26 protein-coding genes are annotated in these 24,905 nt (G+C 64.6%); 10 read left to right on the top strand and 16 right to left on the bottom strand.

Annotated features, from left to right (window positions below; genetic code table 11):
* Positions 1 to 111 precede the first annotated feature (111 nt).
* Both ACOIX3_RS30365 and ACOIX3_RS30360 read right to left on the bottom strand, forming a co-directional pair.
* On the bottom strand, positions 112 to 1,389 hold the full coding sequence (locus ACOIX3_RS30365) for a multidrug effflux MFS transporter (protein ID WP_420965629.1): 1,278 nt from the start codon (positions 1,387 to 1,389) through the stop codon (positions 112 to 114).
* A 314-nt stretch (positions 1,390 to 1,703) separates the two neighbouring features.
* Positions 1,704 to 3,533, bottom strand: a complete 1,830-nt coding sequence (locus tag ACOIX3_RS30360; RefSeq protein WP_420965628.1) for an aminopeptidase P family protein — start codon at positions 3,531 to 3,533, stop codon at positions 1,704 to 1,706.
* Positions 3,534 to 3,720: 187 nt separating this feature from the next.
* On the opposite strand from ACOIX3_RS30360, the gene ACOIX3_RS30355 reads away from it, so the two are divergent.
* Complete coding sequence (locus ACOIX3_RS30355) at positions 3,721 to 3,906, top strand: hypothetical protein (RefSeq protein ID WP_420965627.1); 186 nt, start codon at positions 3,721 to 3,723, stop codon at positions 3,904 to 3,906.
* Between the two features lie 358 nt (positions 3,907 to 4,264).
* Here the strand turns inward: ACOIX3_RS30355 and ACOIX3_RS30350 are convergent, their stop codons facing one another.
* Together ACOIX3_RS30350 and ACOIX3_RS30345 are read right to left on the bottom strand one after the other, a co-directional pair.
* The gene (locus ACOIX3_RS30350; RefSeq protein WP_420965626.1) at positions 4,265 to 4,768 is read right to left on the bottom strand and encodes a hypothetical protein; all 504 of its coding nucleotides are present in this window, start codon (positions 4,766 to 4,768) and stop codon (positions 4,265 to 4,267) included.
* A gap of 1 nt (position 4,769) precedes the next feature.
* A complete protein-coding gene (locus ACOIX3_RS30345) occupies positions 4,770 to 5,654 on the bottom strand; it encodes a 50S ribosomal protein L11 methyltransferase (protein ID WP_420965625.1) in 885 nt (294 codons plus the stop codon).
* 171 nt (positions 5,655 to 5,825) lie between these two features.
* On the opposite strand from ACOIX3_RS30345, the gene ACOIX3_RS30340 reads away from it, so the two are divergent.
* Positions 5,826 to 5,990 carry a Flp family type IVb pilin gene (locus tag ACOIX3_RS30340; RefSeq protein WP_342727636.1) on the top strand — a complete coding sequence of 55 codons (165 nt, stop codon included), beginning with the start codon at positions 5,826 to 5,828 and terminating at the stop codon, positions 5,988 to 5,990.
* Positions 5,991 to 6,263: 273 nt separating this feature from the next.
* Here ACOIX3_RS30340 and ACOIX3_RS30335 read toward each other — a convergent pair whose 3' ends face one another.
* Positions 6,264 to 7,871 carry a phytoene desaturase family protein gene (locus ACOIX3_RS30335; protein ID WP_420965624.1) on the bottom strand — a complete coding sequence of 536 codons (1,608 nt, stop codon included), beginning with the start codon at positions 7,869 to 7,871 and terminating at the stop codon, positions 6,264 to 6,266.
* A gap of 180 nt (positions 7,872 to 8,051) precedes the next feature.
* On the opposite strand from ACOIX3_RS30335, the gene ACOIX3_RS30330 reads away from it, so the two are divergent.
* The 3 genes from ACOIX3_RS30330 (at position 8,052) to ACOIX3_RS30320 (ending at position 11,542) form a co-directional block, all read left to right on the top strand.
* On the top strand, positions 8,052 to 8,765 hold the full coding sequence (locus ACOIX3_RS30330; protein ID WP_420965623.1) for a hypothetical protein: 714 nt from the start codon (positions 8,052 to 8,054) through the stop codon (positions 8,763 to 8,765).
* Between the two features lie 6 nt (positions 8,766 to 8,771).
* Positions 8,772 to 9,167, top strand: coding sequence for a DUF6915 family protein (locus tag ACOIX3_RS30325; protein ID WP_420965622.1), 396 nt, complete (start codon positions 8,772 to 8,774; stop codon positions 9,165 to 9,167).
* A 110-nt stretch (positions 9,168 to 9,277) separates the two neighbouring features.
* Positions 9,278 to 11,542 carry a spermidine synthase gene (locus ACOIX3_RS30320; RefSeq protein ID WP_420965620.1) on the top strand — a complete coding sequence of 755 codons (2,265 nt, stop codon included), beginning with the start codon at positions 9,278 to 9,280 and terminating at the stop codon, positions 11,540 to 11,542.
* 3 nt (positions 11,543 to 11,545) lie between these two features.
* Here the strand turns inward: ACOIX3_RS30320 and ACOIX3_RS30315 are convergent, their stop codons facing one another.
* Positions 11,546 to 12,127 carry a TetR/AcrR family transcriptional regulator gene (locus tag ACOIX3_RS30315; RefSeq protein WP_420965619.1) on the bottom strand — a complete coding sequence of 194 codons (582 nt, stop codon included), beginning with the start codon at positions 12,125 to 12,127 and terminating at the stop codon, positions 11,546 to 11,548.
* A gap of 138 nt (positions 12,128 to 12,265) precedes the next feature.
* Between ACOIX3_RS30315 and ACOIX3_RS30310 the strand changes: the two genes are divergently transcribed.
* Positions 12,266 to 12,823 carry a DUF308 domain-containing protein gene (locus ACOIX3_RS30310; protein ID WP_420965617.1) on the top strand — a complete coding sequence of 186 codons (558 nt, stop codon included), beginning with the start codon at positions 12,266 to 12,268 and terminating at the stop codon, positions 12,821 to 12,823.
* 48 nt (positions 12,824 to 12,871) lie between these two features.
* Here the strand turns inward: ACOIX3_RS30310 and ACOIX3_RS30305 are convergent, their stop codons facing one another.
* Both ACOIX3_RS30305 and ACOIX3_RS30300 read right to left on the bottom strand, forming a co-directional pair.
* Positions 12,872 to 13,717, bottom strand: coding sequence for a chlorophyllase/cutinase-like alpha/beta fold protein (locus ACOIX3_RS30305; RefSeq protein WP_420965616.1), 846 nt, complete (start codon positions 13,715 to 13,717; stop codon positions 12,872 to 12,874).
* 246 nt (positions 13,718 to 13,963) lie between these two features.
* Positions 13,964 to 14,755, bottom strand: a complete 792-nt coding sequence (locus tag ACOIX3_RS30300) for a L,D-transpeptidase (RefSeq protein WP_420965615.1) — start codon at positions 14,753 to 14,755, stop codon at positions 13,964 to 13,966.
* Between the two features lie 289 nt (positions 14,756 to 15,044).
* Here ACOIX3_RS30300 and ACOIX3_RS30295 point away from each other — a divergent pair, with 289 nt between their 5' ends.
* The gene (locus tag ACOIX3_RS30295) at positions 15,045 to 15,374 is read left to right on the top strand and encodes a hypothetical protein (protein WP_420965614.1); all 330 of its coding nucleotides are present in this window, start codon (positions 15,045 to 15,047) and stop codon (positions 15,372 to 15,374) included.
* A gap of 108 nt (positions 15,375 to 15,482) precedes the next feature.
* On the opposite strand, the gene ACOIX3_RS30290 is transcribed toward ACOIX3_RS30295, so the two are convergent.
* From ACOIX3_RS30290 to ACOIX3_RS30260, 7 genes are all read right to left on the bottom strand, one after another.
* Entirely contained in the window at positions 15,483 to 16,244 is a 762-nt protein-coding gene (locus tag ACOIX3_RS30290) for an ABC transporter permease (RefSeq protein ID WP_092115897.1), read from the bottom strand.
* A complete protein-coding gene (locus ACOIX3_RS30285; RefSeq protein WP_420965613.1) occupies positions 16,241 to 17,164 on the bottom strand; it encodes an ABC transporter ATP-binding protein in 924 nt (307 codons plus the stop codon). Before ACOIX3_RS30285 ends, ACOIX3_RS30290 begins: the two co-directional genes overlap by 4 nt.
* A 121-nt stretch (positions 17,165 to 17,285) precedes the next feature.
* Positions 17,286 to 17,576: a type II toxin-antitoxin system HicB family antitoxin gene (locus ACOIX3_RS30280; protein WP_420965612.1), complete on the bottom strand. Its 291-nt coding sequence runs from the start codon at positions 17,574 to 17,576 to the stop codon at positions 17,286 to 17,288.
* Between the two features lie 7 nt (positions 17,577 to 17,583).
* Complete coding sequence (locus ACOIX3_RS30275; protein ID WP_420965611.1) at positions 17,584 to 17,778, bottom strand: type II toxin-antitoxin system HicA family toxin; 195 nt, start codon at positions 17,776 to 17,778, stop codon at positions 17,584 to 17,586.
* Positions 17,779 to 17,855: 77 nt separating this feature from the next.
* A complete protein-coding gene (locus ACOIX3_RS30270) occupies positions 17,856 to 18,548 on the bottom strand; it encodes an OmpA family protein (RefSeq protein ID WP_420965610.1) in 693 nt (230 codons plus the stop codon).
* The gene (locus tag ACOIX3_RS30265; protein WP_229166772.1) at positions 18,545 to 18,958 is read right to left on the bottom strand and encodes a hypothetical protein; all 414 of its coding nucleotides are present in this window, start codon (positions 18,956 to 18,958) and stop codon (positions 18,545 to 18,547) included. The genes ACOIX3_RS30270 and ACOIX3_RS30265 overlap by 4 nt, the downstream gene beginning before the upstream one ends.
* A gap of 102 nt (positions 18,959 to 19,060) precedes the next feature.
* Complete coding sequence (locus ACOIX3_RS30260; protein WP_420965609.1) at positions 19,061 to 21,664, bottom strand: ATP-dependent helicase; 2,604 nt, start codon at positions 21,662 to 21,664, stop codon at positions 19,061 to 19,063.
* A 292-nt stretch (positions 21,665 to 21,956) separates the two neighbouring features.
* Here ACOIX3_RS30260 and ACOIX3_RS30255 point away from each other — a divergent pair, with 292 nt between their 5' ends.
* The gene (locus ACOIX3_RS30255; RefSeq protein ID WP_021077209.1) at positions 21,957 to 22,130 is read left to right on the top strand and encodes a DUF1328 domain-containing protein; all 174 of its coding nucleotides are present in this window, start codon (positions 21,957 to 21,959) and stop codon (positions 22,128 to 22,130) included.
* A 45-nt stretch (positions 22,131 to 22,175) separates the two neighbouring features.
* Here ACOIX3_RS30255 and ACOIX3_RS30250 read toward each other — a convergent pair whose 3' ends face one another.
* Positions 22,176 to 22,664 carry a thioesterase family protein gene (locus ACOIX3_RS30250; RefSeq protein ID WP_420971828.1) on the bottom strand — a complete coding sequence of 163 codons (489 nt, stop codon included), beginning with the start codon at positions 22,662 to 22,664 and terminating at the stop codon, positions 22,176 to 22,178.
* Positions 22,665 to 22,824: 160 nt separating this feature from the next.
* Between ACOIX3_RS30250 and ACOIX3_RS30245 the strand changes: the two genes are divergently transcribed.
* Positions 22,825 to 24,249 carry an FAD-binding oxidoreductase gene (locus tag ACOIX3_RS30245; protein WP_420965608.1) on the top strand — a complete coding sequence of 475 codons (1,425 nt, stop codon included), beginning with the start codon at positions 22,825 to 22,827 and terminating at the stop codon, positions 24,247 to 24,249.
* A 32-nt stretch (positions 24,250 to 24,281) separates the two neighbouring features.
* Positions 24,282 to 24,674 carry a hypothetical protein gene (locus ACOIX3_RS30240; protein ID WP_420965607.1) on the top strand — a complete coding sequence of 131 codons (393 nt, stop codon included), beginning with the start codon at positions 24,282 to 24,284 and terminating at the stop codon, positions 24,672 to 24,674.
* The last annotated feature ends 231 nt before the right edge of the window (positions 24,675 to 24,905 follow it).

Here is a 24,905-nt window from a genome sequence, read left to right as displayed (position 1 = left end):
GGGGACCCAGTATTCAAGAGACAGTCATTGTTGAGCCGATAGGCTGCGGCGTACTGGATCCCCCGCTTTCGCGGGGGATGACGAGGCGAGGGCGCGGTACGAGCGCACGCCTTACATCACCCCTTGCTCATCCTCCTCGGCCTGCGCGATCAGCTCTTCGCTCACCACCACGTTCCGCCGCGGCACCACGAAGATCATGGTGCAGGCGCAGGCGAGCGAGATCGCGAAAAGCGCCGATGTCAGCGGCAGCGTGGTGGTCGAGTGGCCGCCGAGATAGGCGCCGAACTGCGAGATCAGCGAGCCGATGCCCTGCTGCAGGAAGCCCATGGCGCCCGAGGCGGTGCCGGCGGCCTCGGGGCGGATGCTGATGGCGCCGGCGGCGGAGTTGGCCATCACGAAGGCATTGGCGACCATCACGATCATCTGGGTGCCGAACAGCCAGAGCGGCGCCTGGTTCAGCCCGGCGAAACTCCAGATCAGGTTCAAGAGACTGCCGCCGACCTGCAGTGCCAGACCGAACCAGATCAGCTTCTCCAGCGAGTGGCGCGGCGCGAAGCGCACGCACAAGAGATTGCCGATGAAGTAGCCGAACCCCGTCATCGCGAACCAGGCGCCGTATTCGGCGCTGCTGCGGCCCATCTGGGTGACCACGATATAGGGCCCGCCGCCGGCGAAGGCGAAGATGATCTGGGAGGCCAGCACCTGGCACAGCAGATAGCCGACGAAGGCGCGGCTGCGCATCAGTTTGCCGAGGTCGCCGCGGAAGCTGGAGCTGTCGGCGCGGTCGCGACGGGTTTCGGGCAGCGCCAGCGCGATGAAGATCGTGGTGATCAGCGATGCCGCGGTGATGAAATAGAGGATCGCGCGCCAGCCGAATGTGGTCTCCAGCAGACCACCGGTCAGCGGGCTCACCATCTGCGCGATCATCAGCGCGGCAACGACGAGGCTGATCATGGCGCCGACCCGCTCGCGCGGATAGAGATCGCGGATGATGGCGCGGCTGATCACCATGCCGCTGGCGCCGCCGAGCGCCTGGAAGAAGCGCGCCGCGATCAGCTGCGGCAGGGTCTCGGCGAAGTCAGAGCCGATGCCGGCCACCACCATCAGGCCGAGACCCGCGAGCAGCACCGGGCGGCGGCCGAACTTGTCGGACAGCGGCCCCATGATCAGCTGCGACAGCGCGATGCCGACCATGTAGAGCGACACGGTCATCTGCGCGATCCCGATGTCGCGGCCGAACGTCGTCGCCAGCACCGGCAGCGCCGGAACCAGCATGTAGAGCGAGATCGGCGCGACGCCCGTCATCACGACGAGCATCAGCAGCATGACCTTCGATGTCGCGATGTTATTTGTGGCCGCGCCGGGCGGCTTGCCCATCACGCCGTGCATTCAGGTCCGATCCAGCATTGTGGAACGACTGTAGCGTGCCCGTTCGCGCGGAATACGTGTGTTTCGGCATACGCCCATGCGATTTCGGGTGGCGAAGCGTGGTGATGTTTCGTCTCGCGCAACAAGTGCAGGTGCCGTCAGCCGCAAACTCCGCTGTCGTCCCCGCGATCTCAGCTGTCGTCCTCCCGCGAAAGCGGGGGACCCGGTATTCCAGAGGCGGTCATTGCTTAACGGATAGGCCGCGGCGTACTGGATCCCCCGCTTTCGCGGGGGATGACACGGAGTGTGAGGAGAGGGGGACCGTAACCTCGCCGCTACTTCAGCGCCGCCGTCGCCTCGTCGAGCCACAGCTTGGTGGCGTTGTCGTCGAGATGCGGGCGCACCACGCGCGCGACGCGGGCATGGTAGTCGTTGAGCCAGCTCAATTCGCCTTCGCTCAGCATGCTCACCTCGATCAGGCGGCGATCGATCGGCGCCAGGGTCAGCGTCTCGAATGCGTTGACCGGCTTCTCGGCGCCGGCAATGTCGGTGCTGATCACCAGCTCGAGGTTCTCGATCCTTATGCCGTAGGCGTCGGTCTTGTAGTAGCCGGGCTCGTTGGACAGGATCATGCCGCGCTTCAGCGGCGTGGTGCCGAGCTTCGAGATCCGCGCCGGCCCTTCATGGACGCTGAGATAGCTGCCGACGCCGTGGCCGGTGCCGTGCTCGAAATCGATCCCGGCCTGCCAGAGATGCTGCCGCGCGAAGCTGTCGAGCTGCGCGCCGGTGGTACCGTCGGGGAAGATCGCGCGGGCGATCGCGATATGGCCGCGCAGCACGCGGGTGAAGCGGTCGCGCATCTCGTCGGTCGGCTGGCCGATCGCGATGGTGCGCGTGACGTCGGTGGTGCCGTCCTCATATTGCGCGCCGGAATCGATCAGCAGGAGATCGCCGGGCTCGATGCGGCGGTTGCTCTTGCGCGTCACGCGATAATGCACGATGGCGCCGTTCGGCCCGGTGCCGGCGATGGTCGGGAACGAGACGTCCTTCAGCGCGCCGGTCTGGCGGCGGAAGGTTTCCAGCGCCTCGACGGTGTCGATCTCGGTGAGGTGGCCCGAGGGCGCCTCGCGGTCGATCCAGGCGAGGAAGCGCACGAGCGCCACCGCGTCGCGCTGATGCGCCGTGCGCGTGCCGTCGATCTCGGTGAGGTTCTTGACCGCCTTCAGCAGGCTGACCGGATCGCTGCCGCGCACCGGCTTGCCGCCGGCGCCGGCGATCAGGCGGCTCAACGCGTCGGCCGCGGTCGCGTTGTCGAGCGCGATCGAGGCGCCGCGCCTGGCGAGCTCGGTGAGCTTCTGCGTCAGTGCCGCCGGCTCCTCGACATCGGCGGATTGCTCGAGATGGTCGCGGGTCGTGTTGGACAGCTTGCGGTGATCGATGAACACCAGCGGGCGGCCTTCCTTCGGCACCAGCGCGTAGGACAGCGGCAGCGGCGTATGCGAGACATCGGCGCCGCGGATGTTGAAGGTCCAGGCCACCGCGTGGCTGTCGGAGAGCACCAGCGCATCGACACCGAGCTTGTTGATCTCGAGCCGGATGCGCTTCAGCTTCTCGGCCTCGATCTCGCCGGAAAACTGCGCGCCGTGGATCGCGACCGGGCCGAGCGGCGGCGCCGGCCGTTCGTGCCAGACCGTATCGATCGGGTTGCCGTCGACGGCGACCAGCTCGGCGCCGGCCTTGGCGCAGGCCGCCGCCAGCCGTTCGGCTGCCGCAGAAGTGTGCAGCCAGGGGTCAAATCCTAGGCGGTCGCCGGCTGCCAGATGCCGGGTCAGCCAATGCTCCGGCGGCGGATCGACCAGTGGCTCGACCTGCCAGGCCTTGCGATCGACCTGCTTGCCGGCCTGCAGCGTGTAGCGCCCGTCGACGAACAGGGCGGCTTCCTTGCCCAGCACGATCGCGAGCCCGGCCGATCCGGTGAAGCCGGTCAGCCAGGCAAGCCGCTCCTCGGACGCGGCAACATACTCATTCTGCTGCTGATCGGCGCGCGGAACCACGAACCCGGTCAGCTTGCGCCGCGCCAATTCCTCGCGCAATGCACTTAAGCGCGCGGTCAGCGCCACGCCGCCTTCGGGCTCTTCGAACGTCTGGAAATGGGCTTCGAACATTGCCTTTGCACTCTCTTCGGATGCAGCATGAGCTTCGCGCCGACGCGCTGAAGCATGACCACATTTTTGGCATAACTTATGCTTGAATCATGGCATAGTGGAAGTGACCGGACGATGTCCACCATCGCCGATCAAGCGTACGGGGGGCGTCCAGGAGTGTCTCAACTCAACGGTGAGGAGATGCACGATGCCTGCATTCACGTTTGAGAAGATTTCGCCGCCGGTTCGTCGCGGGCCGATCGCGCCGGTCGAGCAGAAGCAACGTGGCGTCATCGTGCAAATGCTCGACCGTTTGGTCGAGGCGCGTGCCAGGCGTGCAGCCGGTCAGGACAAGGTCGAGACGGACGGCCGCGATTCTGAGCCATCCACCTAGCATTCTTCAATCGTCGTGACGCTGGCCGAGGTACACGCCTCGGTCCCGGTCTTCGTACTCCAGAGGATACGATCCGCTAGGCCAGCCAGGCTCGCGATCGCCGCTGCGTAGCCGCGGCCGGTTGTCATGCCTCCCGATCGCGTAACCGCGATAGGGCTCGCCAGCATCGCTGCGGTCGCTGACGGGCCGAATGCCGGCCCCTTCGTTGGCGACCGCCGGAGACACGACAGCGAGGATCGCCGCAATAGTCAAAGCGCGAACCGTACGATTCATGCGCATGGTCTCCCTTGCCAGGATTCGGGACCAACGCTTGATGATGCCTGCCGTTGCAAGGCTCTGGTCTTTACCCCTTTGACGTCTATTCCAGGTCGGACGCCTTCGCCACGGTCACGTTGACGACTCTGGTGCCCTCGAGTTCACGCACGATCCGCTCATCGGGGCCGACGACACCCAGATCGAATTCGCGCTCCGGCGTCAGCAGCGTGATGCGCTGACCGACGATCACGACGACCGTCATGTCGAGCGGCTCGCCGGATATCGCCCATTCCCGGAGTTCGTTGCGAAACGGCTCCCTGCGCCAGGCATCCGGGAAGCCCGGATCGCACCTGACCTCGAGGCCATCGTCCGACGTGGTCAGGACGAGCTTCGATCGGGAGGGCTTCCAGTGCTCCTCCAGCAATTCGTTGACCAGCCAGACGCAGCTGAACGCGCGGCACTCCGCCGGCCGGCTTGGATAGATCCGGCAGCCGCGCCCCGGCTTGCAATGGGCACACCATGCGTTGGCCGGCTTCGCCAGCTCGTCGATCGCCATCACCTTGCAGCAGAGCGTGCAGTCACCGCACTGTCTGCCGGTCGCGGCCATTTCACCTGACCGAGCGCAGCAGCAAGCTGCTCCAGCCCTCGATCTTCAGATGCCGCAGCGGCACCAGCCCGCGGGCGCGATAGGCGGCAATGACCGCCGGCGCCTGATGGGTCAGCAGGCCCGAGAGGATGACCTGCGCCGACGATGCGAGGTGCCGGGCCATCGGCCCCGCCAGCTGGCGCAGCGGATTGGCGAGGATGTTGGCGAGCACCAGATCGAACGGCCCGTCCTCGGCAAACCGCGGCGACGCAAAGCCGGTGGCACGGATCACTTCGACCAGATGTCCTGCCCCGTTCAGCCGGGCATTCTCGGCGGCGACCTTGACCGACGGTGGGTCGATGTCGCTCGCCAGCACCTTGCGATGCTGTGCCTTGGCGGCGGCGATCCCCAGCACACCGGTCCCGGTGCCGAGATCGAGCACCCGGCGGGGCTGATAGGCCTTCAGCACGTGGTCGAGCAGCAGCAGGCAGCCGCGCGTGGTGCCGTGATGGCCGGTGCCGAAGGCGAGCGCCGCCTCGATCTCGATCCCGAGCTTGTTCGGCGGTATCCTGTGCCGGTCATGCTGGCCATGGACGATAAACCGGCCGGCCGCGACCGGGATCAGATCTTCCAGGCTGGCCTTGACCCAGTCCTTCGCCTCGATGGTGTCAAATACCAAAGTTGATGCGACATCGGGCCGCACAGCCTGTCCGACCAGCTCGCGCAGCAAGGTTTGGTCCGGCGGCTCGGCAAAATGGACGGTGACATCCCAGCGGCCATCCGGCCGCTCGAAGGCCGCAAAAGCCGCCTGATCCTCGAAATACATCTCGGAGAGCGCGTCGACCACACGCTTTGCGGTCGATTCGTCTGGCAGGGTGATGCTGGCGCGGTGTGTGGATGGGGTCATCGGAGGCCGGTAGCGCGGTTTTTGTTAAAATTTCAACCCGGATTCAATCGAATATCGCGAGAATTGATAGGTTCCCGATTCAGACAACCTTAGATACCGCCGTATTAGTACGGTGGAGGAACTCGGGAACTCCCTTCGTTCCAAGGCATCACAACCCAGGGCAGGGCTGCAATGAAGACTCTTTTCGTTAGATTTTTGAAGAATGAATCCGGCGCGACCGCCATCGAATACGGACTGATTGCGACCGGCATCGCCATCGCCATCATCGCTGCGGTGAATGGCGTCGGCACGAACTTGAGCGGGACGTTCAACACGGTCGCCAGCTCGCTCAAGTAATTTCGCAGACGGCGTTCTCGAGCAAGCACCGGGCAACGAGGCCCGGTGTTTTCTTTTTGGCAGGTTGTCCACAGCGCCGTACGCAGCCTGTCCACACGACATCCAGCGCGTCGTCCTCGGGGTTGTCCGCCTCAGTTCCACAGGCAGTCCACCGGGATGCTCACCGATTGTCCCGCCAAGGGACACCAAGTCTGAACCCGATCGACCCACAGCTTCTCAACAGATCTGTCCACAGCTTGCCACGCCATCGGCGCGCCCGATGCGCTGTTCGCTCTATGCGAACAGCGCGCGATGGTCGGCGAGGACGGCCCGTGCGGCGTTGTGGCCGGGGGCGCCGGTGACCCCGCCGCCGGGATGGGCGCCGGAACCGCAATGGTAGAGACCGCGCAGCGGCCCGCGGTAATCGGCATGGCCGAGCATGGGACGCGCCGAGAACAGCTGGTTCAGCGTCAGCGCGCCGTGGAAGATGTCGCCGCCGAGCAGGCCGAACTGGCGCTCGAGGTCGAGCGGCGACAGGATCTGGCGGCCGATCACACTGCCCGCGAAGCCGGGGGCATACGCGTCGACGGTTGCGATCATCAGGTCGGCGACCTCCTCGCGATGGTCGTCCCATGATTTGCCGTCGGGCAGTTGCGGCGCGACGTGCTGGCAGAACAGGCTCGCGACATGCTGACCCGGCGGGCTCAAACTGTCGTCGAGGGTCGAGGGGATCAGCACCTCGACGACCGGCGCGCGGCTCCAGCCGGACTCACGCGCATCGCGCCAGGCGCGATCCATGTAGCCAAGGCTCGGCGCGATGATGATGCCGGCGGTCAGGTGATCGCCCGGGCCGGGCAGCGCGGTGAACGAGGGCAGGGCGCCGAGTGCCACATTCATCCTGAATGTGCCGGAGCCGTTCTGCCATCGCCCGATGCGCGTGCGGAATTCGCTTGCCAGTGCGCCTTCCGGCACCAGGCGCGTGTAGAGCAGCTTCGGGTTGACGTTCGAGACGACATACTTGGCGCGCACCGTCTCGCCATCGTCGAGGATGACGCCGGTGGCGCGATCCTTCTCGACGATCACCTCGCGGACAGGTGCATCGGTTTCGATCTCGACGCCATGGCTGCGCGCGGCATGCGCCATCGCCTGGGTGATCGCGCCCATGCCGCCGATCGCGTGGCCCCAGACGCCCTTCTTGCCGTTCACCTCGCCGAACGCATGGTGCAGCATCACATAGGCCGAGCCGGCCGCGTAGGGGCTGGCATAATTGCCGACGATGGCGTCGAAGCCGAATAGCGCCTTGACGAGGTCGTTCTCGAAACGCTCGTCGAGCATCTCGCCGGCCGAGCGTGTGAACAGGTCGAGCAGATTGCGCTGCTGTTCGAGCGACAGCCGCCGCAGGATGTTGGCGGTGCCGAGCGCGTTGAAGGCCTCGCTCACCGCGCCGAGGCCAAAGCCTTCGACCAGGTTCGGCGGCGCGCGCAGCACGAACTGGCGCAGCACGTCGGCGATCGCGTCGAGTTCCCCCGAGAACACGCCGATCGTCGCCGCATCCCGTTGGCTCAGTCTTTCGACCGACTGCTGGGTGCGGCCTTCGCCGGTCAGCAGGTAACTGCCGTCGGTTGCGGGGAGGAAGTTCTGCGCGCGGCGTTCGACGATCTTGAGGCCGTGGTCGGCAAGTTTCAGGTCGGAGATGATCTGCGGATTGAGCAGGCTTACCGTGTAGGCGGCGACCGAATTGCGGAAGCCCGGACAGAACTCTTCGGTGACGGCGGCGCCGCCGACCACCTTGCGGCGTTCGACGACCCTGACCTTGAGCCCGGCCATCGCGAGATAGGCCGCGCAGGTGAGGCCGTTGTGCCCCGCACCGATGATGACGACGTCGACTTCATGATTGGACATGGTGCTTCTATAGGCCGGATGATCTCATCCGGCCACCATCCGCGATGGCTCGCATCCGGCGGGTCACAAAACCGTACCGATCCGGATACGATAATTCGACCGCGATGGTGGGGCCGTGAGCCCCCGGCGGGGCAGGCAGGGCGCCACGTTCGTTCAGTCTTGCCAAACCGTGGAGTGCAAATGCCGTTTGTTTTTGATCAAACTCAAATCGAGTGGCCCGACGACGATTCCGATCTGCCGCCGCCGCGTGCCGACCAGTTCGTCTATCTGCCGGCGCCGGAATATGGCGGGCAACACGACCCCGTGCATTTTTCTCTGGACGTCCCGCCCGAACCGCCGGAGCCGGACACGGTGCCGGTCTCGCGACCAAGCCTGTGGGATCGCCTGCGCGGCCGTAAGTCTCCGGCTGCGCCAAATCCGCAGGCGACGGCAGCCTGGCATGCCGCACGCGCCGCCCAGGCCGTCTTTGTCCGGCAGCGTTTGCTCGCTGCGGTCGTTCCGGTGCTCACCGATCTCGGCGTGCGGCAACTCTACTGTCGCTATGACGGGGGCAATGACGAGGGATTCACCTGGCTCGAGAGTGCCACGCTTCACGACGGCACGCGCTTCGACACCGCTGCACTGGTCGATCAACTCGTCGCGCGCAAACTGCTCGACCGGCTGGTCGCGCGCGGGGTGACGCGCCGGTACGACGAGAGGAGCGAGCACGACCAGGTCGACTCCTTTGTTCACGACTGGCTGTGCACGGAGTTTGCGACCATGCTGCTCGGCAGCGGCTATGGCACCGGCGAGCATGTCCTGTACGGCGCGTTCACGGTCGATCTCGACGCCGGCACCGTGACCGACGATCCCGCCGCCGATCCGGTGACCCGCAACGCAGAGATCACGAGGTAGCCTGCGATGGCGCATCCCTATCATCATGCCGTGCGTTCCGCGCGCCTGTTCGGCGGTGTTGCCGAGGATTACCTGCCGATCCACGACTGGTTCGACGAGAGCAAGGCGCATCTCGCCGACGTGCGGCACCGCGCGCTGCGTCATCACAGCGAAGGCATCTTCCTCTGCGAGAGGATCTTCGGCGCGACGCTGACCAACAGCGCCGGCAAGCAGGTGCCGGTGCGGACGGTTGGCGAGCAGCACGTCAAGGACGATCTCGGCTGGATCCCGTCGGTCAAGGATTGGCTGCAACATCTGGAAATGCAGCCCTGGATGGGACGAACGCCGTTCCGGCCGCAGATGGACGCGGCCGCGCCGCTCACCGGCGCGGCAAGTTCAAGTGATGATGTCGTGACAGGCTGAACCGCTCAAGCGATTGGCATCGGTGGCCGTGTTGCCCGCTGCGTGGCCCTATGATTCAATGCAATGCATGTGCCCGGTGTTGATCTGCCGGATCGTGACCGGGAGTATTCATGTCGTCTGAGCCGTCCGCCTCGCGAAACCGGCTGGTGCTGGTTGTCTACACCGCCGCGATCTTCGTCAGCGCGCTGTTGCTGTTCTCGGTGCAGCCGTTGTTCACCAAGATGGTGCTGCCGCGGCTCGGCGGCTCGCCGGCGGTGTGGTCGGTGGCGATGGTGTTTTTCCAGTCGCTGCTGCTGGGCGGCTACGCTTACGCGCATCTCTTGATGAAGCTGAACAGCCGTGTGGTGCCGATCGTGGTGCATCTCGTGCTGCTCGTCGTCGCGCTGCTGACATTGCCGCTCTCGATCAAAAGCGGCTGGGGCGAGCCGCCGACCTCGGGCTATGCGGTCTGGCTGCTCGGCCTGTTCGCGGTCTCGATCGGCCTGCCGTTCTTCGCGCTCGCCGCCAACAATCCGCTGCTGCAGGCCTGGTTCGTGCGCACCGGCCACCCCAACGGCCCCGACCCGTATTTTCTCTATGCGTCGTCGAATATCGGCAGCTTCCTGGCGCTGCTGTCCTATCCGGTGCTGCTCGAGCCGATGTTCACGTTGCGCACCCAGAACCTGATCTGGACCGGCGGTTATGGCCTGCTGATCGTTCTGATCGCAAGCTGCGGCGTGCTGCTCTTGCGGTCGCCGGCCTATGCGGCCGCACGCGACGCGCAAGTCGATGATGCCAACGCGTTGGCGCCGTCCTGGTCGCGGCGGGCGCGCTGGATCTTCCTGGCTGCCGTGCCGTCCGGCCTGCTGATCGCAGTGACGGCGCATATCTCGACCGACGTCGCGGCTGCTCCCTTGCTTTGGGTGCTGCCGTTGTCGCTGTATCTCCTGACGTGGGTGCTGGTGTTCCAGTCGCGGCCGCTGCTGCCGCACAAATGGATGCTGCTGGCGCAGCCGCTGGCGATCGCCGGCGTCGTGATCCTGCTCGCGGTCGGCGGCGAGCAGAACTTGCTGCTCACGCTCGGCGGCCATCAGCTCTGCTTCTTCATCATCGCGATGGCCTGTCATGGCGAGCTCGCGCGCACCCGCCCGGCGGCGAAATATCTTACCGGCTTCTATGTCGCACTGTCGTTCGGCGGCATGGTCGGCGGCCTGTTCGCCGGGCTGATCGCGCCGTTCACCTTCTCATGGATCGCCGAATATCCGATCCTGCTGGCGCTCGCGGCGCTGTGCCGTCCGCCCGGCGGCGCGGAGCGGCTGCCGCGCTGGAGCGCCTGGTACTGGCCGTTCCTTGCGGTGCTGGCAGTGGCGCTGATCGCGCCGAGCTATTCGGCCGGCGACATCTTCAACTGGTTCGACGACCACCGGGTGTGGGTGATCGGCGCGGTCGGCGTGCTCTCGGCGCTGCTCGCGCTCGCGCTGAACGCCACTCGCTGGAAGATCTTCGCCACCGTCGTCGTCGCGCTGGTGGTGCTGCGCGCCTATCCATCCGACGACGGCCGCGTCGAAACCGTGCGCAGCTTCTTCGGCGTGCACAAGATCGTGGTGACGCCGAACGGGCAGTATCACGTGCTGATGCACGGCACCACGATCCATGGCGCCGAGAAGTTCAAGAACGATGACGGCACGCCGGTCACCGGAAAGCCCGAACCGATCAGCTACTATTACAAGGACGGCGGCATCGGGCAGGCCATCACCGCAATGCGCGAGCGCAAGGGCGCGCCGCTGAAAGTGGCTGTCATCGGCCTCGGCTCGGGAACGCTGACCTGCGCCTCGGCCCCCGGCGAGGACTGGCGATTCTTCGAGATCGACCAGTCGATGGTCGATACCGCGCGCGACCCGAAATACTTCACCTACATCCAGAGCTGCGAGCCGAACCTGAAGCCAGTCATCGGCGACGCGCGGCTGACCTTCGCCAAGGAGCCGGACGGCGTCTACGATCTCATCATCGTCGACGCCTATTCGTCGGACGCGATCCCGATCCATCTCGCGACCGAAGAGGCGATGGCGATCTACAAGGAGAAGTTGGCACCGCAGGGCGCGGTCGTGATGCATGTCTCCAACCGGCATCTTGAACTTGCCAGCGTCGTGGTCGGCATCGCCGATGCCAACGACATGAAAAGCTGGGTCTACAGCGAGGATTCCGGGCGCGACAACGAATACATTTTCTCGACCTCGGTCGTGGTCTCCGCGCGCGAGGAGGAGGACGTCGGCAAGCTCGCATCATCAGACGTCTGGACCGAGACCGACGCCAACGAGAAGCAGCGGGTCTGGACCGACGATTATTCGAACGTGCTGGGCGCGGTGTACCGGCGCCTGCGCGACGGCGAGCAGTAGGCTCTAGCGATCCAGCAGCTTCGCGATCTCTGAGCTGACGATCGCGGCGAACAGTTCGGGATCGTCGAACGCCCTCGCGGAGAGCATCGCGCCATGAACCGATGCCATCAGCATTTGAGCTTCCTGTTCCGGCCGCTTGTCCAGCCGGAACAGGCGCTGCTCTGCGCCTGCTCGCAGCACCGACGTAAGCCATCGCGCAAGATGATGGAAATGGGCGCGGACGCGCGATGCGACCTCGTCCGGCAACATCGGCATCTCGCCGGCAAGCATCGCGCAGACGCAGAACGGCAGCGTGGCATCTCGAATGCACGCCTGCCAGAAGCTCGCATAGGACTGCAGTTGGTCGGCCGGACTGGCGGACTGCTCCAGCAGGGACTTCAGCCCCAGCTCGGTCTGTTGCCGGTAGCGATCGACCAGCGCCGAAACCAGCTCGGCCTTGGTCGGGAAGTGATGGTGGATGCTCGCCTTCCTGATGCCGATCGCATCCGAGATGTCGGCATAGCTGAACCCGTTATAGCCGCCGGCCACGATGAGAGACTGCGCGACGTCGAGAATCCGCTCTGAAGTCGAAATCATTGGGTTCATGCCGGCGCCTACCTTCCGATAGGTAAGTTGTCAAGGCGGGGAGGCGCACCTGTTCGACACAAGAAGGTGTCCCTGTGCCCGATTGACCCTGGACGTTTACATACCTACTAGTAGGTAGATAAACATGGGAGTCAATCAATGCAAAGCCGACTTTCGGTCCAATCCAGCTGGCTGCAATCCTACTATTTCGGGCGCGCTCTCTTCTCGATCACCTGGGTCGCCGCCGCCGTTCTTTTCAGCGGGCAAGCGGGCCCTGCCGCGTTCCTGTTGGTGATCTATCCGGCATGGGACGCCATCGCCAATCTGGCTGACGCGCGGGTCAACGGCGGGCTGAAGGCCAACCCGTCCCAGGCATTGAATGTCGTGGTCAGTGCCATCACAACGCTCGCCGTGATGTTGGCGATCGGCCGCGACACCTATGCGGTTCTGGCGGTGTTCGGGGTTTGGGCGATCCTTGCGGGTATGCTGCAATTGTCCACCGGCGTCAGGCGCTGGCGTCATGTTGGCGCGCAATGGGCGATGATCCTCAGTGGTGCGCAATCGGTACTGGCCGGCGGCTACATGATCAGCCGATCGATCGGCACCGTCGCGCCGACGGTTCTGGACGTCGCTCCCTATGCGGGATTCGGCGCGTTCTATTTCCTGCTTTCGGCGATCTGGCTCGTTGCCAGGGCCCACCGCAGCGCGCGTGCGTAAGCACTGCCAGGCAGCATCGGAGAGCGCCGGTCGACGTCACCGCGATGGCTATTTCTTCTCCGGTGCTGTCGTCGCGGAGGCGGGTGTCGAAGCGGCGAGCAGTGGCATCGTCGGCGCGCTCTCGCCGCCGTCCTCGTCGAGGAATTGCTCCACGCCCGCCTGGATCGACGATTTCGCGCTGTCAGGGCCGCGGTCGCTGAGGTCGTTGTGCTGGAATTCGGTTCTGACCACCTTGATGCCGAGCTTCGCGCAGGTCTCGTCGTCAGGTACGACGCCCGGATCGGCCTTGAACACCGGATCCCTGGAGCGGAACGACAGGATCTTGATCTTGCTGTCGGTGATGAAGGGGACGCGCAGATTATCCAGCGTCACGACCTTCTTGACCAGGTCAGGATGCTGCCTGGCGAAGAACATTGAGATGTCGCCGCCATTGGAGTGGCCGATCAAGGTCAGCGCGCGATAGTTTGCGTTCGGATAGAGTTTCTTCAGCTCGTCGATCGCATACATGATGTTGAAGACGCCGCGATTATATTGCATGCGGCGGCCGACATATTCCTCGCCGACCTTGGTCACCATCGGCGCATCGCTGTCGAGATCGTGCTGGATGCTGACCACGAGATAGCCGCGTGACGCGAACACGTTGGTGAGGAACGAGTACTCGGTGTTCCTGACGGTGTTGCCGTGGCTCAGGATCGCGACCGGCAGCTCGATCATCTCGGCCATCGCCTGCATTTGGCGGTCGCGCCGCACCGCGACTTCGACCGTGACGTCGCGATCGTCGCGCAGAACGTCGTGGAACGTCAGCGTGGTGTGGCGGATGGCCCATCTGTCCGTCGTGAAATAGCCGGCCATCGCCACGATGCACAGGCAAAGGACAATGATGCCCCGTTTCATGTCGACCTCTGATATTGCCTACGCGACCCGCGCTTCTCGCCCTGGTTTCATGGGCATTCCGCGTGAATCGGCCTCCGGGGGCCGGGCGCTCTTAGCGCCGAATATCGGGCTAATTTTACAATCAGATGACGGCGCGACGATGGGCGACGGCGCAGGCCTTTTGCGACGGTCACAAGCGGGTGAGGGGAGCGTGAACTGACGGCGCGCTGCCTGCGGCGCCGTCAGTGGATCAAGAGAGACTGCGTCTCAGTCTTGGTAGTTGTTGCCGTAGAAGCTGCGCTGCTGCTGGTAGTACGGCCGCGGCTGATAGGTGCCTTGCGGCGCCGCCGCGTAGCCCTGATTGCCGTAATATTGCTGCTGGCCATAGGCCTGCGCGTCGTAGACGCGACGGCTTGACGGCGGCGCCGGGTAGCGCTGCGCAGTCGAGCTGCCGTCGGCCGGATAGATGTAGCCATCATCGGCGCGGGCCTGCGCCGGATATTCGCGCGGCTGCGGTGTCAGGACGACAGGGTCGCCGGCGGCGGCGGTGCCATACTGCTCGTCCTGCTGCGGCGCGCGGCGGGCGACGGCGGTACCGTTGCGCCCGCGCGGATTGCGCGCCAGCGCGACCTGGGACGAACCGGTCAGCGTCACCGTGGTGTTGAGCACGCCTTCCTTCTGGACCAGGGCGTAGAGCGTCGATGCGTTGTCGCGCGACAGTCGCACGCAGCCATGCGAGGCCGGCGTGCCGAGGCGGTTGACCGAGTCGGTGCCGTGGATCGCGTGCCCGATCTTGGTGAAGAAGATCGAATGCGGCATCGGCGCGTCGTCGAATTCCTTGGAGTAGTGATCCTCTTCCATGCGGAAGGCGCGGAAGGTGCCGTTCGGCGTTTCGCGCGAGGGGATGCCGCTCGAGACCGGCCAGTGATAGCGCGCGACGCCGTCGACCGCGACGGTCATCTGCTGGTTGTCCTTGTCGATGGTGATATCGACCTTGGCCTGCGCGGCGCCGGCCGTGAACAGCATTACGGAAGTGAATGCAATAAGGAACGAACGCATTTTACCTTTGGCCTCCAGGCCTGATTACAAAGCCGTGGCTCTCCGTCCCCGGCAAACAATATGCCCGGAATCGAAATTTGGTTCCAGTGGCGGACCTGGTGCATCGTTAATCCCGCACGCGGCGCAAACAAGGCCGAAGCCGGGCCGGCCTGTCACGGCGGACTGACATTTTCGCGAGCAGGCCGCGACAACGGCCCCAGTTGGTCACCCCCATGCAACCATTTGCCCGCATGGGCGTTTCACAATCCCGCCAAGACGGCGCATTCGCGTCACGCTTCAAGGAACCCAGATGAACAACACCAAGGTTAAGACCGCGGCCGTCGTCCCAGCCGGCCTCTCCGCGCGGCTCCTGCTTGCGGCCGCCGCCCTCGCTTTGGCGCTGACGACCGTCCCCCATGCCGGCCATGCCCAGGGCATCATCCGCGGGGCTCACGAAGGCGCCTATGAGGGTAACCGGGCCGCCGGTCCGATAGGCGGCGTGGTCGGTGGGGCCGTCGGCGCCGGCGTCGGTGGCGCCATGGGCGCAGTCAAGGGCGTGTTCGGTATCCCGGATCGCGGCTACCGCCGTGGCCACCGCTGCCGCGGCTATTACCGCCACGGCCATTTCCATTGCTATTGATTGGGAGGTGCGTAGCCCGGATGAAGCGAAGCGAAATCCGGGTTCTGCAGGCTTGGCGATAAAGGTCCCGGATTGCGCTTCGCTCCATCCGGGCTACAGCTGCGCAAGTCAGTTCTTCAGCCGGTAGCCGGTCCTGAAGATCCAGGCCACGATCACCATGCAAGCGATCAGGAAGCCCGCGGTCATGCCGAGGCTCAGTCCGACGCTGACATCGGCGATCTCGTAGAAGCTCCAGCGGAAGCCGGAGATCAGATAGACCACGGGATTGAGCAGCGTGATGGTGCGCCAGCCCGACGGCAGCATGTTCACGGAATAGAAGCTGCCGCCGAGGAAGGTCAGCGGCGTCACCACCAGCATCGGGATCATCTGCAGCTTCTCGAAGCCATCGGCCCAGATGCCGATGATGAAGCCGAACAGGCTGAAGGTGACCGCGGTCAGCACCAGGAAGGTCAGCATCCACACCGGATGCTGGATATGCAAAGGTACGAAAAGTCCGGCGGTGGCCAGGATGATCAGGCCGAGGACGATCGACTTGGTGGCGGCGGCGCCGACATAACCGATCACGATCTCGAAATAGGAAATCGGCGCCGACAGGATCTCGTAGATCGTGCCGACGAATTTCGGGAAGTAGATGCCGAACGAGGCGTTCGAGATGCTCTGGGTCAGCACCGACAGCATCACGAGGCCCGGCACGATGAAGGTGCCGTAGCTGACGCCCTCGACCTCGGTGATGCGCGAGCCGATCGCGGCGCCGAACACCACGAAATACAGCGAGGTCGAGACCACGGGCGAGACGATGCTCTGCAGCAGCGTGCGCCAGGTGCGCGCCATTTCGAACAGATAGATCGCCCGGATTGCGCGGTAGTTCATGGCGCCCTCACGAGGCTGACGAAGATGTCTTCGAGGGAGCTCTGCTTGGTATCGAGGTCGGAGATCCGGACGCCGGCATTGCGCAGATCGTTGAGCAGGCTGGTGATGCCAGTGCGATCGCCCTTGGTGTCGTAGTCGTAGGTCACCGCGTGGCCGTCGTCGGAGAGTTCGAGATTGTAGGCGGCGAGCGCAGCCGGAATGGCATCGAGCTTGTTCTGCAATTGCAGCGTCAGCTCCTTCTTGCCGAGCTTCTGCATCAAGGTCGCCTTGTCCTCGATCAGGATGATCTCACCCTTGTTGATGACGCCGATGCGGTCGGCCATCTCCTCGGCTTCTTCGATGTAATGCGTGGTCAGGATGATGGTGACGCCGGCTGCCTGCAGCGTGCGGACCACTTCCCACATGCCCTTGCGCAATTCGACGTCGACGCCGGCGGTGGGCTCGTCGAGGAACAGGATCTGCGGCTCGTGCGACAGCGCCTTGGCGATCATCACACGGCGCTTCATGCCGCCGGACAGCTCGATGATCTTGCTGTCCTTCTTGTCCCACAGCGACAGGTCTTTGAGCACCTTCTCGATATGGTCGGGGTTCTTCGGCTTGCCGAACAGGCCGCGGCTGAAGCTGACCGTCGCCCAGACCGACTCGAAGGCGTCGGTGTGCAGTTCCTGCGGAACCAGCCCGATCATCGACCGCGCCGCGCGATAATCGGCGATGATGTCGTGTCCGCCGATCGAAATGCGGCCCTCGCTCGGATTGGCAATGCCGCAGATGATACTGATCAGCGTGGTCTTGCCGGCACCGTTCGGCCCGAGCAGCGCGAAGATCTCGCCTTTGACGATATCGAGATTGATGCCCTTCAGCGCCTTGAAGCCGGAGCCATAGGTCTTTGACAGATTGGATACGGAAATGATCGGCGACATGGAGGATCGGATGCGTGAGGGAAGGGCGCGCGCGGATTGCAGCCCGGGCGGGGGCGTGATGCGGGTTCAGCCCAGATAGGGACGCATGTTCCGTTCTGCAATCACCCGCCGGGGCAGAAATTTATTCCGCGGCGTGCGCTCTGACGGGCAGTTCAACCAATGCGACCATGTAGGACTTCAGGTCGTCGGCGACCTCCGGGTCGGCCTTCAGTTCGGTCAATGTCCTGGGACGAGGCAATTGATGTCCGTCGTGCCTCAGGCCTTCGGCGTAAAGCTCCAGCGCCTCGGGAGCATTGCGCAGCGCCTCGTCGATATCATCCCCAGCCGACGTGCAGCCGGGCAGATCCGGAAACCAGACGCCCACGGCGTAATCCGGTCCGGCATCCTCAATGATGGCGACGTAGTGGGTCAAGTGTGCCTCAATCGGGTTTCCAACCCGCTCCCTTATAAATGGCACGCACCAAGCCCTTTCCCAAGTCCTTCTTTGGGTGCGGAACGACCAGCGTTTCCCCCGAGGCGGGGTTCTTGAATACGTGATGGGAGCCGGCAACCCGTACAAGGCTCCATCCCTCACGCTCCAGGCGTCGGATAATGTCGCGGCTGTTGGTCAACATGGGACGAGTTCCGAGAACCAAGGGCCGGACAGTCTGGCCCGGGTCGAGCAGCGTTAAGTGAGCAGGCTCGTGATCCCTTAATGCCGCTTCGCCGGTTTCGCCGGCTTCTTGGCGGCCGCCGCCGGGGCGGGGTGCGCGGGCGGCGCGATATCGGCGACCTTGGCGACCAGCATGATCTGCACCTGGTTGTTGACCGGCGCGTTGGGGCGGGCGGGGTCGAGCAATTGCTCTTCGCCGAGCCCGACCGATTGCAGGCGTTTCGCCGTGATCTTGAAGGTGTTGACCAGGATGTCGCGGATCGCGTCGGCGCGCCGCTGGCTGAGCAGCACGTTGTTCTCGCGCCGTCCGGTCGATTCGATGTGACCGACGATCAGGAAGGTGTAGGGCAACAGCGAAGAGTGCGTCAGCGCATCGGCAATGCGCCCGACGGACTGGTAGGAGTCGGGCAGCACGATCGGCGTGTCGACATCAAACTGGATGTCGGCATTGAATGTCGGCAGGTTGGTCAGGTCCGGGGCGATCGGCGGCCGCTTTTGCGGCGGCGGCTCGTTCTTCGATCGCGACCGCGATCGTTCCAGCACTTGCTGGCGCAATGCGGGGACGTCGATCGTTGCGTCCGTCTCGTAATGATTGAGCTTGGCGATGACGTCGTCGCGCGTGATGGCGGTTTGCGCCAGAGCCGGCGCAAGCGGCATTGCCAGCAAGACCAGCGTGCCGAGCACGCCCAAGAGATCAAGATCGCGCAAGCCTCGCGTCGTCAGGCGCATCATTGATACCCCGCGTCGTTGATCGCCTGGGCGCAATTGCGGCTGAGGCCCTTGGCGCCGACGAGGCAGGGCACCGATTTGCTGGTCTCCTTGGTCGAGCCGCCGCAGACCTTGACGATCTCGCGGGTGCATACGTTGGCAACGGTCACGCGCGCCGCGATCCGCTTCTGGATCGCATCGAGGGTGGAGAAGTAGCTCTCCTTGCACTGCGGCGAGATCACGTCGCGGTTGCGCGACAGGCACTCCTTGAGGCGGTTGGAGTCGAGATTCACGCCGCGGCAATTGGCGGTGATGTCGGCGCCGCAGGCCTTGGCGAGCTGCGCTGCGGAATCGCCAAAGCTGATCGTCTCCGCGACCGCCAGCGACGGCGCAGTGAGCGCGATGACAAAAAGGAAAAACCCACCCCGGACCATGAGGCCATCTCAACCCGTGAAATCAGCGATGGTCAAGGGCTACGAACAGAGAAGGCCGCCAAGGAAGGCCGCCAAGGAAGGCCGCCAAGCAAGGCAGCTCGGTCACGCCCGTTCCACAAAGCTGTCGACCACCTTCTTCTCGCCGGCCTTTTCGAAGGCGATGGTCAGCTTGTTGCCGTCGATCTTCACCACATGGCCGTAGCCGAATTTCTGGTGAAACACCCGGTCCTCAAGCGAGAATTCCGACGTCGTGCCCGTGGACTTCGCCACCAGCTCGCCCTCGATCACGACAGGGCCGCGCTTGGTGCGGCTGAAGCTATCGGAGGAAAAGGACGACTGCCGCTCCTCGAAGCCGCCGCCGCTGCGTCCCCCGCCGCCGCGATTGCGGTTGGCCTGGGCGCGCTGCCAGCCCGGGGTCGAATAGCTCGAGCCGAATGATTCGAGGTTGTCGAAGCGCGAGGCGCCATAGCCGCCGCTGCCGCCCCAGCCCGATCCGCCCTTGGATTCGGTGATCTCGACATTGTGCGCCGGCAGCTCGTCGAGGAAGCGCGAGGGGATCGTGGTCGACCAGGTGCCATGGATGCGGCGGTTGGTCGCGAAATAGATTTTTGCGCGGCGGCGGGCGCGGGTCAGCCCGACATGGGCGAGGCGGCGCTCCTCCTCGAGCCCGGCGCGGCCCTGTTCGTCCAGCGTGCGCTGACTCGGGAACAGGCCTTCCTCCCAGCCCGGCAGGAACACGTTATCGAATTCGAGGCCCTTGGCCGAATGCAGCGTCATCAGCGACACGGCTTCGTCGCCGGCCTCGCCGTCGCGGTCCATCACCAGCGAGATATGTTCGAGAAACCCTTGCAGGTTCTCGAATTCCTCCATCGAACGCACCAGCTCCTTGAGGTTGTCGAGCCGGCCCGCGGCGTCCGCCGAGCGGTCCTTCTGCCACATCTCGGTATAGCCGCTCTCGTCGAGCACGATCTCGGCGAGCTCGGTATGCGAGGTGACCTCGCGCTGGGCGCGCCAGCGGTCGAACTGCATCACGAGATCGCGCAACGAGCCGCGCGCCTTCGGCTTCAGCTCGTCGGTCTCGACCACGGCACGCGCCGCCTCGAACAGCGGAATGCGGCGCTTGCGGGCATGGTCGTGCAGCAGCTGCACGGTGGCATCGCCGAGCCCCCGCTTCGGGACGTTGACGATGCGCTCGAAGGCGAGATCGTCGGCCGGCGAATTGATGGTGCGCAAGTACGCCAGCGCATCGCGGATTTCGGCGCGCTCGTAGAATCTGGGGCCGCCGATCACGCGGTAGGGCAGGCCGAGCGTGACGAAGCGGTCTTCGAACTCGCGCATCTGGAACGAGGCGCGGACCAGGATGGCGACGTTGTTGAGGTTTTCGCCCGCGCGCTGCAGCGCCTCGAGCTCCTCGCCGATCGCGCGCGCTTCCTCCTCCGAATCCCAGGAGCCGGTGACGGTGACCTTCTCGCCGTCGACGTCCTCGGTGCGCAGCGTCTTGCCGAGCCGGCCCTCATTGTGTGCGATCAGATGCGAGGCCGCGGCCAGGATGTGGCCGGTGGAGCGGTAGTTGCGTTCGAGGCGGATCACCTTGGCGCCGGGGAAATCGTGGTCGAAGCGCAGGATGTTGTCGACCTCGGCGCCGCGCCAGCCATAGATCGACTGGTCGTCGTCGCCGACGCAGCAGATGTTTTTCAGTGGTGCCGCATTCTCCGTCATTCCGGGATGCGCTGAAAGCGCAGACCCGGAATCTCGAGATGAGTCCTCTTCTCCTCGAGATTCTCCGGTGCGCAATTGCGCACCAGACTTCGCATCTTCGATGCGCCCCGGAATGACGGGAGAGGTGATGTCGCCCGGAATGACATCGGCGAGCGATCGCCCCGGCCGCGACGGCGCCTGCGACAGCAGGCGCAGCCACAGATACTGCGCCACGTTGGTGTCCTGATATTCGTCGACCAGGATGAACTTGAAGCGGTTCTGGTACTGCCGGAGTACGTCGGGATTTTCGCGGAACAGCCTGATGTTCTCGAGCAGCAGGTCGCCGAAGTCGGCGGCGTTGAGGATCTTCAGCCGCTCCTGATAGGTCGCGTAGATCTTGCCGCCCTTGCCGTTGCCGAACGAGGCGGCCTCGCCCGCCGGCACCTGCGACGGCGACAGCCCGCGGTTCTTCCAGCTGTCAATCAGGCCGGCCAGCATCCGTGCCGGCCAGCGCTTGTCGTCGATGTTCTCGGCCTGCAGCAACTGCTTCAGCAGCCGTACCTGGTCGTCGACGTCGAGCACCGTGAAGTTGGATTTGAGCTGCACCAACTCGGCATGGATGCGCAGGATGCGGCCGCCGATCGAGTGGAAGGTGCCGAGCCACGGCATGCCCTCGACCGCCTGGCCCAGCATCTGGCCGAGCCGCAGCTTCATCTCGCGCGCCGCCTTGTTGGTGAAGGTCACCGACAGGATTTCCTGCGGCCGCGCGCGGCCCTGGCTCAGGATATGCGCGATGCGCGTGGTCAGCACGCGCGTCTTGCCGGTGCCGGCGCCGGCCAGCACCAGCACGGGCCCGTCGAGCGTCTCGACCGCCTCGCGCTGCTCCGGGTTGAGGCCGTTGAGATATTGCGGAGCGCCCGCCGCCGCCCGCGCACGCGCGGCGATGCCGCCAGCCACCGGCTGGTGCTCGGGAACGCCGTGATGGGGCAGTTTGCTCGGCTCGGTCATTGGCGAATCGTCTCGGCCCCACGATGGCACCGTGGGACGGTGAAGGGGAGCCTTCTTAACAGGGATTGAAGGCCATATAGGGCCTGACCGGCCGTTTTGACAGGTTTTATCGCGGCCGACTGGAACGGTTTTGGCAGCAGTGCACAACCCGCCTGGTTCCTGAAATCGGCGAAAATTTCCCGGTTTCGCGGTCAGGAACCAGCGTTTCCGCGCAGGATTGTTTCAACAAATGCGGCGCCGGGCAAACGCCTGCGCCAGGAAACGAGCAAGGATTTAGAGCGGAGGTTTGATCATGTTGAGCTGGGTCGTCACATTCCTGGTCATCGCCCTGATCGCGGGCATTCTGGGCTTCGGCGGCATCGCCGGCGCCTCGATCGAAATCGCCAAGGCGATCTTCTTCATCGCCATCATCCTGTTCCTGGTGTCGGCGGTGGTCGGATTGGCGCGCGGTCGCACAAGGGTCTAGCGAAAGGCCGGGTCTAGCGAAGGGCTGGGTCTAGCGAAGGGCTGGTTATTTCTTCGAGGGCATCGCCACGTTGCGGCCGATGCCCTCGGGCCGCGGCACGCCCGCATAGCTATCCACGATCTTCTGAGTGCGGGCGCGAATGTCAGGCGGAAACGGCGCCACCTTGCGCGCCTCCATGTCGATGTGCAGCGTGAGGTTCTCCGAGGTCGCGGAAAGCCAGCCCTCGGTGGCGTGGCGCAGCTCCTCGAATGTGTGCAGCCGCTTCTCGTCGGCGCCGAGCAGGAAAACCGAGACCTGTACGGGATCGCCGAGATGAATCTCTCTCAGATAACGGACGTGGCACTCGGCAGTGAAGGTCGAGCACTGCCGCTCCTTCATGTAGGCCGGCCCGATGCCGAGCTGCAGCCACATCTCGTCGATGGCCCGGTCGAACATCACATTGTAGTAGGCCATGTTGAGGTGGCCGTTATAGTCGATCCATTGCGGCTCGATCTGCATCACGGAAGATTTGAACGGGGCGGCCGGTAGTGGCATCTCGCTCGTGGCAGTCACTGCAGTCATCATCCGTCCCCGGTTCGTTGGCGTTCGAGCATGAACTTTTCTGTGACTCCGGCGTCCACTTTTTCAAGCCAGGCTCTCTTGACCCCTTATACAAGCTTTGCCACGGTCGGCTAAAGCCGGGAGGAAATTCGACGTGGCGACAACGATTTCGAGCAATGTGACGCGACCTGAGCCGCAGGCCCTGAAGCGCGCGATCGACGCGCTGGCGGCGCGGTTCGGCAACCGGCTCGTGACGTCGCAGGCCGTGCGCGAGCAGCACGCCCATACCACCACCTGGCTGCCGACCCAGCCGCCGGATGCGGTGGTGATGGCGCAGGAAACCGCTGACATCCAGGACGTGGTGCGGATCTGCGCCGCAAATCGCGTGCCCGTCATTGCCTTCGGCACCGGAACCTCGCTGGAGGGCCAGGTCAACGCGCCGGCGGGCGGCGTCTGCATCGACCTGCGCGACATGAACAAGGTGCTTGAGGTGCACGCCGAGGACCTCGACTGCGTGATCCAGCCCGGTGTGACCCGCAAGGCACTGAATGAGCATCTGCGCGACCAGGGGCTGTTCTTCCCGATCGATCCCGGCGCCGATGCCTCGCTCGGCGGCATGACCTCGACCCGCGCCTCGGGCACCAACGCGGTGCGCTACGGCACCATGCGCGAGAACGTGCTGGCGCTGAAGGTGGTGCGCGGCGACGGCGAGATCATCACGACCGGCACGCGGGCCAAGAAGTCGTCGGCCGGTTACGACCTGACGCATCTGTTCATCGGCGCCGAAGGCACGCTCGGCATCATCTCCGAACTGACCATCCGCCTCCGCGGCATCCCCGACACGATCGCGGCCGCCGCCTGTTCGTTCGAGACCGTGCGCGGCGCTTGCCAGGCCACCATCCTCGCGATCCAGACCGGCATTCCGGTTGCGCGGATCGAGCTGCTCAATGCCGCGCAGGTCAAGGCCTGCAACAATTATTCAAAGCTGTCGCTGCCGGAGACGCCGCTGCTGCTGCTGGAATTCCACGGCAGCGAGGTCGAGGTCGCCGAGCAGTCGAAGAATTTCCGCGACATTGCCGCCGAGTGTGGCGGCGGCGAGTTCACCTGGACCACCAAGCCGGAGGACCGCACCAAGCTGTGGCAGGCCCGGCACGATGCCTATTGGTCGGTGAAGGCGATTCGTCCCGGCGACAGCATCGGCGTCGTCGCAACCGACGTCTGCGTGCCGATCTCGCGGCTCGCCGACTGCGTCACCGAGACTGAGGACGATCTGAAGCGGCTCAATCTGCTGTCGCCGATCGTCGGCCATGTCGGCGACGGCAATTTCCACTGCTCGCTCGTCTGCGACGTCAACAACAAGGACGAGATGGCGCGCGGCGAGGAGTTCATGCATCGGCTGGTCGAACGGGCGCAAGCCATGGATGGCACCTGCACCGGCGAGCACGGCATCGGTCAGGGTAAGCAGAAATATCTGAAGGCCGAGCTCGGTCCGGAGGCGCTCGACGCGATGCGGGCGCTGAAGCAGGCGCTCGATCCGCAGAACATCTTCAATCCGGGCAAGATCGTTCCTGCCGTATAACCAACCGGATCTTCCGTCCACGGGACGTTGCGATGTGGTTGTTCAATAAGGCCAAGCGGAAGGATATCTGGGACGATCCCGTCGCGCAGCCGCTCGGCGACATTGAGGCTGCGCAGAGGATCCGTGCGATCTGCCGCGATGCCGCCGGCTGCGCCGAGGCGGTCGGCGCGCCCGACAAGCGCTCGCAGAAGAAGCAGCAGACCGAGCGCGATCGCTACGAGCGCGCCGCCAAGGTCGCGATGGAAACCGCGATGAAGATCTCCGACGAGCTGGTGCGGGATTCCGCAGTGCGCGAGATCGTCGGTCTTTGCATGAAGGCCAACAACATCAAGACGGGGCGCGCGCTGTTCCGCGCCATCCACGCGGGCTCGATCAAGGCGGAGGTGCTGAAAGAGCATCCGACGCTCGAGGATGAGCAGGCTTGAGTTGAAGGCGAGTCCCCGTAGCCCGGATGAAGCGAAGCGAAATCCGGGACGGTTCATCAGCGTGCGGGAGAATCCCGGATCACGCTTCGCTTCATCCGGGCTACGCGGCTGCTGATCTCACCGATCTCTGGTTCTGACTCTGCGTAGCCTGCATGAGCGAAGCGATATGCGGGAACGGTCTTCCCGGGTATCGCTTCCGCCTTCGCTCTTCGAGCTACGGCGGACAAGCCG

The organism is Bradyrhizobium sp. B120, assembly GCF_049075665.1.
Lineage (GTDB): Bacteria > Pseudomonadota > Alphaproteobacteria > Rhizobiales > Xanthobacteraceae > Bradyrhizobium.
The sequence above is the reverse complement of the archived record's forward strand: the minus strand, read 5'-3'. Positions and strand labels throughout refer to the sequence as shown.

Bases quoted from the DNA above. Each gene is read 5' to 3' on its own strand.
- ACOIX3_RS30365 (WP_420965629.1), bottom strand. From the start codon at position 1,389: ATGCACGGCGTGATGGGCAAGCCGCCCGGCGCGGCCACAAATAACATC.
- ACOIX3_RS30360 (WP_420965628.1), bottom strand. From the start codon at position 3,533: ATGTTCGAAGCCCATTTCCAGACGTTCGAAGAGCCCGAAGGCGGCGTG.
- ACOIX3_RS30355 (WP_420965627.1), top strand. From the start codon at position 3,721: ATGCCTGCATTCACGTTTGAGAAGATTTCGCCGCCGGTTCGTCGCGGG.
- ACOIX3_RS30350 (WP_420965626.1), bottom strand. From the start codon at position 4,768: ATGGCCGCGACCGGCAGACAGTGCGGTGACTGCACGCTCTGCTGCAAG.
- ACOIX3_RS30345 (WP_420965625.1), bottom strand. From the start codon at position 5,654: ATGACCCCATCCACACACCGCGCCAGCATCACCCTGCCAGACGAATCG.
- ACOIX3_RS30340 (WP_342727636.1), top strand. From the start codon at position 5,826: ATGAAGACTCTTTTCGTTAGATTTTTGAAGAATGAATCCGGCGCGACC.
- ACOIX3_RS30335 (WP_420965624.1), bottom strand. From the start codon at position 7,871: ATGTCCAATCATGAAGTCGACGTCGTCATCATCGGTGCGGGGCACAAC.
- ACOIX3_RS30330 (WP_420965623.1), top strand. From the start codon at position 8,052: ATGCCGTTTGTTTTTGATCAAACTCAAATCGAGTGGCCCGACGACGAT.
- ACOIX3_RS30325 (WP_420965622.1), top strand. From the start codon at position 8,772: ATGGCGCATCCCTATCATCATGCCGTGCGTTCCGCGCGCCTGTTCGGC.
- ACOIX3_RS30320 (WP_420965620.1), top strand. From the start codon at position 9,278: ATGTCGTCTGAGCCGTCCGCCTCGCGAAACCGGCTGGTGCTGGTTGTC.
- ACOIX3_RS30315 (WP_420965619.1), bottom strand. From the start codon at position 12,127: ATGAACCCAATGATTTCGACTTCAGAGCGGATTCTCGACGTCGCGCAG.
- ACOIX3_RS30310 (WP_420965617.1), top strand. From the start codon at position 12,266: ATGCAAAGCCGACTTTCGGTCCAATCCAGCTGGCTGCAATCCTACTAT.
- ACOIX3_RS30305 (WP_420965616.1), bottom strand. From the start codon at position 13,717: ATGAAACGGGGCATCATTGTCCTTTGCCTGTGCATCGTGGCGATGGCC.
- ACOIX3_RS30300 (WP_420965615.1), bottom strand. From the start codon at position 14,755: ATGCGTTCGTTCCTTATTGCATTCACTTCCGTAATGCTGTTCACGGCC.
- ACOIX3_RS30295 (WP_420965614.1), top strand. From the start codon at position 15,045: ATGAACAACACCAAGGTTAAGACCGCGGCCGTCGTCCCAGCCGGCCTC.
- ACOIX3_RS30290 (WP_092115897.1), bottom strand. From the start codon at position 16,244: ATGAACTACCGCGCAATCCGGGCGATCTATCTGTTCGAAATGGCGCGC.
- ACOIX3_RS30285 (WP_420965613.1), bottom strand. From the start codon at position 17,164: ATGTCGCCGATCATTTCCGTATCCAATCTGTCAAAGACCTATGGCTCC.
- ACOIX3_RS30275 (WP_420965611.1), bottom strand. From the start codon at position 17,778: ATGTTGACCAACAGCCGCGACATTATCCGACGCCTGGAGCGTGAGGGA.
- ACOIX3_RS30270 (WP_420965610.1), bottom strand. From the start codon at position 18,548: ATGATGCGCCTGACGACGCGAGGCTTGCGCGATCTTGATCTCTTGGGC.
- ACOIX3_RS30265 (WP_229166772.1), bottom strand. From the start codon at position 18,958: ATGGTCCGGGGTGGGTTTTTCCTTTTTGTCATCGCGCTCACTGCGCCG.
- ACOIX3_RS30260 (WP_420965609.1), bottom strand. From the start codon at position 21,664: ATGACCGAGCCGAGCAAACTGCCCCATCACGGCGTTCCCGAGCACCAG.
- ACOIX3_RS30255 (WP_021077209.1), top strand. From the start codon at position 21,957: ATGTTGAGCTGGGTCGTCACATTCCTGGTCATCGCCCTGATCGCGGGC.
- ACOIX3_RS30250 (WP_420971828.1), bottom strand. From the start codon at position 22,664: ATGCCACTACCGGCCGCCCCGTTCAAATCTTCCGTGATGCAGATCGAG.
- ACOIX3_RS30240 (WP_420965607.1), top strand. From the start codon at position 24,282: ATGTGGTTGTTCAATAAGGCCAAGCGGAAGGATATCTGGGACGATCCC.